Genomic DNA, 12479 nt, shown 5'->3' with positions numbered 1-12479 from the left:
AGGAGAAACATAATGGATCCATTAATTCAAGAATTGACTAAAGAACAACTTCGTGACGATATGCCTGACTTCCGTGCTGGGGACACTGTTCGTGTTCACGTACGTGTTGTTGAAGGTACTCACGAACGTATTCAGATCTTCGAAGGTGTCGTAATCAAGAAGAAGGGCACTGGCATCGGTGCTACTTACACTGTTCGTAAGATCGCTTCAGGCGTTGGCGTTGAACGGACTTTCCCAGTTAACACTCCACGTGTTGCTAAGGTTGAAGTTACTCGCCACGGCCGGGTACGCCGCGCTAAGCTTTACTACCTGCGGACTCGTAGCGGTAAGGCTGCTCGTATCGCAGAACGTCGTCGTTAATCGACGGCAAAAAGTCTGCTTCCATTTGGAAGCAGGCTTTTTTATTTTTTCTTCGAAAATTAGTACAGTGGCAATTCCTTTTTAGAATAATTCCCCTGGCGATTTGAATTGTTTTACATCTAAGTCTTTGTTAACTTAAATATAACAATTTAAGGAGGAATTTCATATGCCAACAGGTGCAATCGTCGATGCAGCGTCAGTCTTAATTGGTGGCCTTTTAGGGGCAGCTGGCGGTCATTTGCTTAGCGATGATTTTAAACGTGATTTGAATTTGATTTTCGGGGTTTCTTCCATGGGGATGGGGGTTATGGCCATTGCCCCGATGAAAAATATGCCCGCTGTCATTTTTGCTTTAATCTTGGGGACGGCCATTGGCCTGGTCTGCCATTTGGGCGCTTGGTTCAACAAGGGGGCCATGGCCATGCAGGCCCCAATCAGCAAGCACTTCCCAGCTGAAAAATTAGGCCTCAGCCATGATGAATTTGTCAACCAATTGGTGACCAGCATCGTGCTCTTTTGCGCCAGCGGGACCGGGATTTACGGCTCACTAACGGCCGGGATGACTGGGGACAACTCCATTTTGTTCTCTAAAGCCATCTTGGACCTCTTTACGGCAGCTATCTTTGCCTGCAACCTGGGCTACGTAGTCAGCCTGGTTGCTGTGCCGCAATTCATTGTCTTATTCTTGCTCTTCATCTTGGCCCAATTTATCTTGCCTTTGACTAACGCAACCATGATTACCGACTTCAAGGCTTGCGGGGGCTTTTTGATGCTAGCCACTGGTTTTAGAATGGCGAAGATTAAGAACTTCCCAATAGCCGATATGATCCCGGCCATGATCCTGGTCATGCCTTTTTCCTGGTTCTGGGTCAACGTGATCATGAAGGCCTTAGGTGCTTAAGTTTTGGTAAAAGTCTTGACTGGACTCAGAAACAGTTAAGGCTTTTTCTTTTATAATTGAAACATCAATAACTGAAATTAATGGATGGAAGAAAAAATGGAAATCAGCAAGCTGCAAACCTTTGTCTCATTAGCAAAGACTCTTAGTTTTTCGCAAAGTGCCGATGAGCTCTTTTTAACCCAAGGGACGGTGTCAAAGCAGATCGCCTCTTTAGAAAAAGAGCTTGGACTCAAGCTGTTTGCAAGAAATAATCGCTCAGTTCGCCTGACCAAGGCCGGCCACTGCCTTTTGCCCTATGCCCAACAGGAGATCGCAATCTACCAAGAGCTCTTAGATCAAGCTGATCAGTGCCGGCAAGAAGAGGAGAATAGCCTAGAGCTTTACGCGATCCCAACTATGACTAACTACCGCTTTTTCAAGCTGGCGACCCAATTTTTGCACCAGCATCCAGAAGTTGACCTCAATTTTCATGAAGACGAATCCGTTAACTTGAAGCACGAGCTGCGGCATCCCCAGGACCTCCTCTTTATCCGCAAGTGGCATGAAGACTTTAACCCGGGAGATGAATATTTAGCCTTTGAAGCAGATCCTCTGGTGGTCTTGGTCAGTGACCACTCCCGCTTTGCTCTAAAAAATTTCGTTTCGCTGACTGATCTGAAATACGAGAACTTTTTAACTTTAAGCGCCAAAACTAAAGTCAAGTCGGTCGTCCAAGAAGCCTGCCGGCAAGCCGGCTTTGAGCCGGAATTTTCTTACCAGGGCGAACGGGTCGATGCCATATTACAAATGGTCAAAGAAGGCTTAGGCGTTGCAGTTTTGATGGACAAGGCAATCCCGGACAGCCAATTAGCGGGTCTCACGAAAGTTCCGCTTGCAGAAAAGATTACAAGTACCCTTTACCTAGTTAGAAAAAAGGGCAAGCACAACCAGGTGCAAAATCTTTTTTGGCAGGAAATGGCAGACAGTCTAAAAGACGATAATAATTCCAAAGCGGAATAAATCACTATTGAGATTGAATTGTTGCTTTAATTGATTCGCTCTACAATTAAGGAAATTGAAGATTAAAGGAGTAAAGTTATGGCAGAAAAAATTACTGATCCTTGGGACCTGCGCAAGGTGCTGCGCGAATTAGCAGATGATCCAGCTAACTATCATGAAACCGACGTTGAAGTTGACCCAGATGCCGAAATTTCTGGCGTCTACCGCTACATTGGGGCCGGCGGCACGGTAGAGCGGCCAACCAAAGAAGGCCCAGCCATGATGTTCAATAACGTTAAGGGCTTTGCCAACACTCGGGTCTTGATTGGGCTGATGGCTTCACGTAAGCGTGTGGGCAAGATGCTCCACCATGACTGGAAAACTTTGGGCCGCTACTTGAAGGATGCGGTAGAAAATCCCGTTCATCCAATTGTTGTTCCTAAAGAAGAAGCACCAGTGCAAGAGGTGGTTCATTTGGCCAGCGACCCAGATTTTGACTTAAGAAAGCTGGTGCCAGCCCCAACCAACACTGAATACGATGCTGGTCCTTACATTACTTGCGGCCTAGTTAAAGGGTCTATGCCGGACAAGTCCATGACTGACGTGACCATCCACCGGATCTGCATCGAGGGCAAAGATACTATGGGGATGTATATCATGCCCGGCGGCCGCCACATTGGCCACTTCCAAAAGGAATTTGAAAAGCTGAACAAGCCAATGCCAATCACCATCAACATTGGCCTAGATCCAACCGTGACCATTGGGGCGACTTTTGAGCCGCCAACCACTCCGCTTGGCTATGACGAGCTGGATGTTGCTGGGGCGCTTCGCCAAGAACCAGTGCAGCTGGTTGACGGGATTACGGTTGATGAACAAGCCTTGGCCCGGGCTGAATACGTCATCGAAGCAGAAATCATGCCAAATGAAACCATCGTGGAGGACATCAACACCCACACTGGCCACGCCATGCCAGAATTCCCTGGCTACAACGGTGATGCCAACCCAGCCGTTAACCTGGTAAAGGTTAAGGCGGTTACCCACCGCAAGGTCAACCCAATCATGCAAAGCGTCATTGGGCCAAGTGAAGAGCACGTTTCCATGGCCGGCATCCCAACCGAAGCCTCGATTTTGGAGCTGGTTGACAAGGCCATCCCGGGCAAGGTGGTTAACGTTTATAACCCACCAGCTGGCGGGGGCAAGTTGATGACCATCATGCAGATCCACAAGGACAATGAAGCTGACGAAGGGATCCAAAGACAAGCAGCGATCTTAGCCTTTTCTGCCTTCAAGGAATTAAAGACGGTCTGGCTGGTTGACGAGGACGTGGACATTTTTGACATGAACGACGTCGTTTGGACCATGAATACGCGCTTTCAAGGTGACCAGGACATCATGGTCTTGTCCGGGATGCGGAACCACCCACTGGATCCTTCCGAGCGGCCAGAATACGACCCTAAGTCCATCCGCTTCCGCGGGATGAGCTCAAAGACCGTTATCGACGGGACTGTGCCATTTGACATGAAGGACCAGTTTGAAAGAGCCCACTTCAAGGAAGTGCCAGACTGGGAAAAATATTTAAAGTAAAGCAGAATAATGAATAGGTAGAAAATGAAGAGAATTATTGTGGCGATTACCGGCGCTAGCGGCTCCATTTACGGCATTGACCTTTTGCAAAAATTGCATGAACAAAGTGATGTCGAAACCTGGCTGGTCATGAGCGACTGGGCCAAGAAAAATATCCAGATCGAAACGGACTGGCAGCTGGCAGACGTGGAAGCCCTGGCTGACCATGTGGAAGACAACAGCAATCTGGCTTCTGCTATTTCTAGCGGCTCTTTTCGCGTCGACGCTATGGTGGTAGCACCGGCCAGCATGAAGACGGTCGCTGGTATCTGCTATGGCCTGGACTTAGACCTGATCATGCGGGCCAGCGGGGTCATGATCAAGGAACAAAAGAAGCTGATCTTGATGCCGCGGGAGACGCCGCTATCGGCCATCCACCTGGAAAATCTGTTAAAACTCGCCAAATTAGGCGTGCAGATTATTCCGGCAATTCCTTCATTTTACGGCCGACCAAAGACCATTCAAGACTTGATCGACCAGACCAACATGCGCTTGCTGGATAATTTAGGGATTGAAGGAGATTACGCGAAAAGATGGGGCGAGAAACAGTGAAGCAGTTTAAAGTTTCCATGGCGGGCTATACCATTACCGCGGTCGTTCACCGGCTCAACCGGGACCTAGTCGTTTTGCTTTATGGCGGGGACTTGCCACACGTCGGCAGCGTGCTTTGCTACGATAAAGCGAGCGGTGAAAAGACCGAGGTCAACTACTATAGCCATGATGGCCGCTACCATAAGGATATTATCATTGCCCGGGTCTTCTTTGAAAAAATCAAACAGACCTTGCCTGGCAACTTGAACCTCACAGCTGGGGTCCACATCGATGGGATCAGCCAAGAGCAGATCAAGGCTGCTCCCGTTATGACCGAAAAATTGGCTGAGCAGGTAGCAGCTTGGCTGGCAAAAGAATCCGGCAACTTTAGAGATCCGCAATATACCTCACATTTCAAATAGTCTTCTAAGTAATTTTCTAAGCAATCGTCAAAACTTTAGATTACAAGAGAAAAATCTGTCTTTCTAACCAAGTTAGGAGGACAGATTTTCTTTTTTCTATTTATGTAAGAGTTGCTTTCAACTTCTTGAACAAGCGTTCGAAATTCTCTAAGAAGATGTGTTATAATGTTTGTTGCTAAGATTGAGCAAGACGTAAAAATGGGGTGAATCGATGAAGCTGGCGGATCTGACTGACTACTTAACAAGAAAATATGGGATCGAGATTGAATTTATCAGCAACCAGTCCAGTTCCCTAGCCGCGCTGATCGCACCGGGAGCTTCTGAAAGTTTCGGCCTCCTTTTTAAAGAAAAAGGGGACAAGGTAGAAGAAGCCATGGAGCTGAAACTGGGTTCTCTTGCCCGCTTTTTTGCCAGTCGGCCCGCTTTTGGCCCAAGCCAGTTCATGCAAGATCCGGGCTGGGTCCGGGTGGATCTGACCAGTCCTGATCTGGACGAAGCCTTTTTGTATAAAACCATCGATTCCGCCTTTCAGGCGGGGCAACCGGTAAGAAGGGCACCAAGATCAGAAAAAGTCCATGAACAAGAAAACATTGTCTTGTTGCCGGAAACTGGCGACCAGAGTCAGCTTTCAGAAAAAGAGTACAAGTCTGAAAAAATTCCGGCAAGAGCTGACTTTATCCAGGCTAGCGACCATAACCGCCTGCAGGAAAAAAATGAAGTTCCAGCCCGGATCAAGCAGATGCAGGAAGCCTATGACTATCAAGCACCCCCAGCCAAAAGGCGCGAGATCAACTTTTACTGCCAAGGCCAGCTAATGGCCGATTATGAGGACGAATGCCCTTATGCTGGCACCGTCGTGAAAACCCGGCCGGTCTACCATGACCTGACCCCCAAGCAGCTGCGCGGCTATTTTACCTGGCGGACGCATTTTCGCAATGGGGAGGCAGAACCAGGCCAAGACGCCTATTATTATCTGCTAGAAAGCGAGCTGGTCTGCCAGATTGGGGTCAAGAATCAAGAAGAAGGGCTAGAGCAATTAAATCGTCTTTTTAAGCAAATGGCTAAAAAGAGCAATTTGATTACTTCTTGGCAGCAAAAGCACCTTCTGCAAAATTACATGGTCTATTACGCCTTCCCCCAACAAGCAATCGAGCAGCTGTTTACCAGTGAAATTAAGCGGGGAGAAATCTATCAAGCATTGCTGCAAAAAGACACGCCAGGGAGTGAGCTGTATCAGGCCCTCTGCACCTTGTCGTCTTATCAGCCTAAGGCCAACCCCTTGCTGAAAAAAGATCCTGAGAAGTTTTACCGGGCGCTGGAACTGGTTTGGCAGGCCTTAAGAGAGGGGCCATATGACCTGCTCGAGACCATGGTTGGGCAAAAGCTGGCCGTTCCGATGACCCTGTTTAACGAGGTGACTTTTTATAGTCCAAGCCCCGTGCAAGAAGCGGAAATCGCCTTGCCAGGCGGGATTACTTATCTCTGTCAAGGCGGCCAGTGGCAGGTGAGTCAATACTGGCCCAGCCAACAGCAAAGACGGCTTTTGCGAGCCTTTGTCCATGAATTTGACCGCTTGTTAAGGGATGCACTTCATTTAGGACGTAAGCTCAAGGAAAAGTCGGTGCCACCTGCCTATCTAGAAGCCCTAAAAAAGGGCATAAATGTCTTTTTGGCTGAGCAAAAAGCAGCCAGCCGGCCCAAGATTGACCTGGACTTGTCTAAACTGAGCCAGATCCGGGCGGATGCTTCGGTGACCCGGGACAATTTGCTGACTGAAGAAGAGAAAGAATTAGAGGCTGAAGAAAGCAGAAAGGCTGAGGAAGCCAATGAAGCCAAAGATATAGCAGTAAAGGAAAAGCCAGTTCAGAAAGAAAAATCTGAAGCAGTAGAAATAACTGATGTTGAGCCAGATAAACAAACAGTTGAAAAAGCAGAAAATGACTATGGCTTAAGCCCAATCGAAGTCAGCTTTTTGCTGGACCTGGTCAAGGGAGAGGACTATCAGCCTTTGCTGAAGCAGAATCACCTCTTTTTGTCAGTGCTGGTTGATGGCATCAACGACAAGCTTTTTGACGAAATCGGCGACACGGTCATTGACAGTGACGGGGACAATGCTGAAATTATTGATGATTACCGGCCAGACTTATTAGCAATTTTAGGAATCGAGGAAGCATAGTGGAAAAGAAAAGACGCGTGCCCAAAAGAATCGCGCAAACCGTAATTAACTCTTTGAAAGGTGGGGTCGTGCCCCGCATCGGTCTGCCCTATATTACCGTGGGCCGCAAGGCTGAAATCGATGCGCTTTTGCAAGACGTGGATTTAGTTTCAGAAGGCGGAGCCTCTTTTCGCTTTATCGTCGGCCAGTATGGCTCTGGGAAGAGCTTTTTGCTGCAAACGATCAGAAACTATGTGATGGACAAGAATTTTATCGTGGCTGACGGCGACCTGTCGCCTGAAAGGCGCCTGCATGGGTCAAAGGGGCAGGGGCTAGCCACTTACCGTGAGCTGATCCAAAATTTGGCCACTAAGACCCGGCCAGAAGGCGGGGCCTTGACCTTGATCTTGGACCGCTGGATTAACCAGGTCCAAACGGAAGTAGCGCAGGAATTGCCATATGACTCGCCTAACTTTAACCAAACCGTTGCTAAGAAGATTCAAGAACAGGTCTTAGGCTTAAACGAAATGGTGCATGGCTTTGACTTTGCTAAGCTCTTGATTCGCTATTATGACGCTTACGTTAGCGGCGATGAGGACAGCAAGGGCAAGGTCGTGAAGTGGTTTAGAGGCGAATACCGGCTCAAGAGCGAAGCGCGTGCTGACTTGGGCGTCAACATCATCATTTCTGACGATGACTGGTATGACTACCTGAAGCTGTTTGCTGTCTTCTTTAGACAAGCCGGCTATAGTGGTCTTTTTGTCATGATCGACGAGCTGGTCAACCTCTATAAGATTCCAAATGCAATTTCTCGCCAATACAACTATGAGAAGCTCTTGACCATGTATAACGACGCTATGCAGGGCAAGGCCAAGTACCTGGGCATCTTGATGGGGGCGACCCCGCAAGCGGTTGAAGACCGGCGCCGGGGCGTTTATTCTTATGAGGCCTTGAGGTCCCGGTTAGCAGAAGGCAAGTTTTCTAAAGAAGGCAAGCGAGACCTGAATGCACCGGTCATTCACCTCGAGCCCTTAACGCCGGAAGAGATGCTGATTCTGGTGGAAAAATTAGCCGACATGCATGCAGGGCTTTATGGCTATGACAAAAAGGTTACCGAAGATGACCTAGCCGACTTTATTAAGCTGGAATATGGCCGGGTGGGGGCTGAGCGCAAGATCACGCCAAGAGAAATCATCCGGGACTTTATTGAGCTTTTGGACCTGGCCATGCAAAATCCTGATCAAAAGATTGCGGATTTAATGGGGTCAGACCAATACTTGACAGAAGACCAAGATGATTCAGATGATGGCGAGAGCAATTTTGCCGAATTTACCATTTAGGGGATGCTGAGATGGATGTCTTTAGCCAGTACGCTCCCTTTATCCAGGACTATATCTATAGCCGGGGCTGGGGCGAACTGCGGCCGATCCAAACGGCAGCCGCAGATTTAATTTTTAATACGGATCATAATGTGCTCTTGTCAGCCGCAACGGCTTCAGGCAAGACGGAGGCGGCTTTTTTCCCAATTTTAAGCGTCTTGGAAAAAGCCCCACCCCAGTCAGTTGGCTGCCTCTACATTGCGCCGTTAAAGGCCCTGATCAATGATCAGTATGAACGGCTAACTGAACTCTGCGAAGGGACCGATATTAATATTTGGCGCTATCACGGTGACGTTTCTTCCAGTCAAAAAAGAAAGTTGATGAAGCACCCTAGCGGGGTCTTACAGATCACGCCAGAATCCTTGGAGTCGCTGCTCTTGAACAAGCATGCCGATATTCCATCTTTATTTGGCGATTTACGCTTTGTCGTCATTGATGAGCTCCACTCCTTTTTAAGAAGTGACCGGGGCGGGCAGACCTTCTGCTTGTTAGAGCGGCTAAACCGCCTGGCCGGCGTTACGCCTAGAAGAGTCGGCTTGTCAGCGACTATCGGTGATCCCAAGAAAACGGGACAGTTTTTGGGACAAGGATCAGGCCACCGGACCACCATTCCGCAAGTGGCCAGTGCACCGCAGAAATGGCGCCTGTCCATGGAGCAGTTTTATAAGAGTGGTCCCCAAGCTTCTGATGGGACCGAGCCAGCGGCCCAAGCCCCGCTTGCTCCTAAGAGTGACCAGGCTCCAGAAATGGCGGATCCAGCCATGGCCTATATCTTTGAGCATACCCGCGGGAAAAAGTGCCTGGTCTTCACCAACAGCCGGGAAGAGTGCGAGGCAGTCTGCCAGGTTTTGCGCCAGTACTGCGAAGTGCGGGGGGAGCCAGACCGTTTCATGATCCACCATGGCAACCTGTCTTCAGCTGTCCGGCAAAGCGCTGAAGAAGAGATGAAGGATGACTCTGTAAATTTAACGACTTGCGCAACCGCCACCTTGGAACTGGGCATTGACGTTGGGCAATTGGAGCGGGCTTTTCAAATTGAGGCGCCTTTTACCGTGTCAGGCTTTTTGCAAAGAATGGGGCGGACGGGCAGACGGAACAATCCGGCTGAGATGTGGTTCGTCATGCGGGAAGACTACCCAGAAAGCCGGGCCGTCTTGCCCAGCTTGATTCCTTGGTCGCTACTTCAAGGCATTGCACTAGTCCAGCTTTATCTAGAAGAGCGCTGGGTGGAGCCGCCCAAAGACCACTACCTACCATACAGCCTGCTTTACCACCAGACCATGAGCATTCTGGCTTCTGGCGGGGAGATGGCGCCGTCAGAATTGGCCCAAAAAGTTTTGACTTTGACCTACTTTAAGTGGGTCAGCCAAGAAGACTATAAAACCTTGCTCCGGCACCTGATCAAGATTGACCATATCCAGCTCTTAGACAACGGCCACTTGATCGTGGGGCTGGCCGGGGAGCGGGTAGTCAATAACTTTAAGTTTTACGCCGTTTTCCAGGAAAATGAAGAATTCAGCGTTCATGCCGAAAACGTCGAACTCGGCACGGTGGTTAAGCCGCCTCCGGTTGGCGAGAAGGTGGCCATTGCCGGCCATGTCTGGGTGGTCGAAGAAATCGACCGGAAACGCCACCAGGTCTACGTGCACCAGGTTAAGGGCCGGATTCCGGCCTACTTTGGAGACGTGGCGGGGGAGATTCACCCAAAAATCTTGCAGCGAATGCGGCGGATTTTGGCTGAAGATAAGCAATATCCTTACCTGATGAAAAATGCCCATGTCCGCCTTGATGAGACGCGGGAATTAGCTCACCACGCGGGTCTGCCAGAGCGGCAATTGATATCTTTAGGTAGAAAAAGCTACTGCTTCTTCCCTTGGACGGGGTCATATGCATTTTTGGCCTTAGAGCGCTTTATCCGGCTCAAATGTGCCAGCCGGTTAGGCATCAACAAGTTTGACTCCGTGCGGCCTTATTACATGCAATTCACCATGGATGCCAGTGAGGAAGACTTTTACCGGGTACTAAAAGAAGAAGCAGCGAAGGACTTTGATCCGCTGGACCTCCTTTACCCCAAAGAAGTCCCGTATTTTGACAAATACGATGACTTCCTGCCAGAAGAATTAGTAAAAAAAGAATTCGCTGAAAGCGTGCTGGATCTCGCGAGCATGCGGGAGTGCATCGAGAATTTACCGGAATGACAGTTTTTGTCATTCCTTTTTGCTTTCCAAATGTTGTATAATTGACTATAAAAATCAGACTAATATCTTGATCAATTTTTTTGATTGAATATTAAATTTGTAACTTCAGAAAGGAACTTGTATCGTTTATATGTCAGTAACCAAACATCCAATTTCCAGTTTTCAGGAATTAGAAAGTGCTGCTGATGACAGTGATGAAATACATTTTAAGCTGGGTGGCCATCAATGGCTCTTAGTCGATGATGGCAATCCAGCTACGCCAGAAAGCAAGACGCTGATTGACTGCGATGATCCCGATCGCAGCCAAGATTTTGCCAATACGGAGGAATTCATGACCTGCCAGATTGATGGGCAAGACTTAGCCGACTGCTGGGAGCAGATGAGCGAAGTAGCAGCTTGGAACGTACAGTTTGAAAGCCTGGAAGAATTTGTTCAGGCTATTGAAGATGGCTGCGAGATTCAATTTTCCTTAGGCAATACTGCCTTTAACCTGGGGGACAACAGTGACCAGTGCGTTTACCGCCAGCTGACCTACCGGGTTCAAGAAGAGGGGAAAGAGCGTCTTGAAATCAAAAAGTTTAAGGACCTCGACCAGCTGCTAAGCTTTGAAATCGCGGGGAAGCCGCTTTCCAAGCTCTGGCAAAAGATGCGGAACGTGGATTACGGTTAATTTTTATTAAGCTTTAATCAGGTAAAATTGGTCTAAATTTCCTTAATATAGGAGAAAAGCTAACTTTTTAAAGAGAAAACCTTTTTAAAGTTAATAAAGTAAAGAAAGTGACTTTTTAACTTAAATAAAACAATTTCTGTTAGAATTCAGGTATAATATTAAGAGTATTTGAAATGATAGAAAGATGAAAAGTCATGAATAAACATCGCTACTCCATTAAAAAGTACCTGAAAATTCTTGCCGCCAGCTTGATGATTTTTCTCAGCTTAGGCGCATTAACAGCTTGCTCTAGCCAAACGACCAATAACCTGGCCAGGGCCAAGCGGGATAATCAGATCATCTGGGGCGTGCGGCCAGACACGAAATTGTTCGGTTTAACCAATATCAAGACCGGGAAAATCGAAGGTTTTGAGATCGACCTGGCAACGGCCATCACCAAGCAGGTCTTGGGCAAGCAGGGCAAGGCCGTGTTTAGACCAATTACGGAAAAAACCAGAATCACTCTGCTTCACAATGGCTCCCTTGACGCGGTTATCTCCACGATGACGATTACCAAAGAGCGGATGAAGGTTGTTGACTTTTCCGATGTCTACTTTGCGGCTAATGAATCGATGATCGTAAAGAAGACCAGCAAGATTAGAACTGTTGCTGACTTAAACCACAAGGGCGTGGTCGTCATCGCCATTAAGGGGACTGACGTGCCCAACCAAGTGGCTAAGCTGGCACCTAAGGCCTCAGTCAAGCAGTTTGACGACTATGGTTCCGCCTTTAACGCCTTGAAGGCGGGGCAAGGGAACGTCATGATTGATGATGACGGGATCTTAGCCGGTTTGATCGCTGACAGCCCGCAGTTTACCCTGACCAAGGCCTCCTTAGCCCAAGAACCATATGGGATCGGGCTTGAAAAGGGCCAAGACGACATGCGCCGCGCCATCAACAAGGCCTTGAAGAACTTGAGAGCCGACGGCACCTACGACAAGCTGGTTCGGAAGTGGTTTGGCAAGGTTTCCGGCTTTGGCATTAAAGAAGCTGAAAGTCAAAAGGTAAAAATTCAATAGCAAACGAAAAAGCTTTAGGAAATTTCCTAAAGCTTTTTTCTACTCTAAGTCAAGTGATATTAACGATTTTAGGCAATTTTATTTTTTAATGTGCGTCTAAATGGAAAAGAGATACGGGGAAATCTGTTCAAATATCTAATTTAGGGTACGACAAATACAGCCTGCCTTCTATAAATTTAAAAAGTAGGCTGGTATAATGTCTAT

Annotated in this window: 11 protein-coding genes; all 11 read left to right on the top strand. The window is 48.1% G+C overall.

Annotated features, from left to right (window positions below; genetic code table 11):
* Positions 1-12 precede the first annotated feature (12 nt).
* The 11 genes from rplS (at position 13) to ACI4WN_RS04550 (ending at position 12275) form a co-directional block, all read left to right on the top strand.
* The gene (gene rplS, locus ACI4WN_RS04600; RefSeq protein WP_008459843.1) at positions 13-360 is read left to right on the top strand and encodes a 50S ribosomal protein L19; all 348 of its coding nucleotides are present in this window, start codon (positions 13-15) and stop codon (positions 358-360) included.
* Between the two features lie 166 nt (positions 361-526).
* Positions 527-1261 carry a DUF554 domain-containing protein gene (locus ACI4WN_RS04595; protein ID WP_439777172.1) on the top strand — a complete coding sequence of 245 codons (735 nt, stop codon included), beginning with the start codon at positions 527-529 and terminating at the stop codon, positions 1259-1261.
* Between the two features lie 96 nt (positions 1262-1357).
* A complete protein-coding gene (locus ACI4WN_RS04590) occupies positions 1358-2260 on the top strand; it encodes a LysR family transcriptional regulator (protein WP_439777171.1) in 903 nt (300 codons plus the stop codon).
* Positions 2261-2338: 78 nt separating this feature from the next.
* Entirely contained in the window at positions 2339-3823 is a 1485-nt protein-coding gene (locus tag ACI4WN_RS04585; protein ID WP_439777170.1) for a UbiD family decarboxylase, read from the top strand.
* A gap of 24 nt (positions 3824-3847) precedes the next feature.
* Complete coding sequence (locus ACI4WN_RS04580) at positions 3848-4414, top strand: UbiX family flavin prenyltransferase (RefSeq protein ID WP_439777169.1); 567 nt, start codon at positions 3848-3850, stop codon at positions 4412-4414.
* Positions 4411-4815 carry a hypothetical protein gene (locus ACI4WN_RS04575; protein WP_439777168.1) on the top strand — a complete coding sequence of 135 codons (405 nt, stop codon included), beginning with the start codon at positions 4411-4413 and terminating at the stop codon, positions 4813-4815. Before ACI4WN_RS04580 ends, ACI4WN_RS04575 begins: the two co-directional genes overlap by 4 nt.
* 211 nt (positions 4816-5026) lie before the next feature.
* Positions 5027-6991 carry a TerB N-terminal domain-containing protein gene (locus ACI4WN_RS04570; protein WP_439777167.1) on the top strand — a complete coding sequence of 655 codons (1965 nt, stop codon included), beginning with the start codon at positions 5027-5029 and terminating at the stop codon, positions 6989-6991.
* On the top strand, positions 6991-8310 hold the full coding sequence (locus ACI4WN_RS04565; RefSeq protein WP_439777166.1) for an ATP-binding protein: 1320 nt from the start codon (positions 6991-6993) through the stop codon (positions 8308-8310). The genes ACI4WN_RS04570 and ACI4WN_RS04565 overlap by 1 nt, the downstream gene beginning before the upstream one ends.
* 11 nt (positions 8311-8321) lie before the next feature.
* The gene (locus ACI4WN_RS04560) at positions 8322-10547 is read left to right on the top strand and encodes a DEAD/DEAH box helicase (protein ID WP_439777165.1); all 2226 of its coding nucleotides are present in this window, start codon (positions 8322-8324) and stop codon (positions 10545-10547) included.
* A gap of 130 nt (positions 10548-10677) precedes the next feature.
* A complete protein-coding gene (locus ACI4WN_RS04555; protein ID WP_439777164.1) occupies positions 10678-11217 on the top strand; it encodes a hypothetical protein in 540 nt (179 codons plus the stop codon).
* A gap of 194 nt (positions 11218-11411) precedes the next feature.
* Positions 11412-12275 (top strand): transporter substrate-binding domain-containing protein, encoded by an 864-nt coding sequence (locus ACI4WN_RS04550; RefSeq protein ID WP_439777163.1) that lies wholly within the window; start codon positions 11412-11414, stop codon positions 12273-12275.
* The last annotated feature ends 204 nt before the right edge of the window (positions 12276-12479 follow it).

Origin of the sequence: Lactobacillus sp., assembly GCF_051893255.1 — a bacterium.
Taxonomy (GTDB): Bacteria; Bacillota; Bacilli; order Lactobacillales; family Lactobacillaceae; genus Lactobacillus.
Note: the sequence above shows the minus strand (reverse complement) of the source record. Positions and strands in the feature narration are given on the sequence as shown.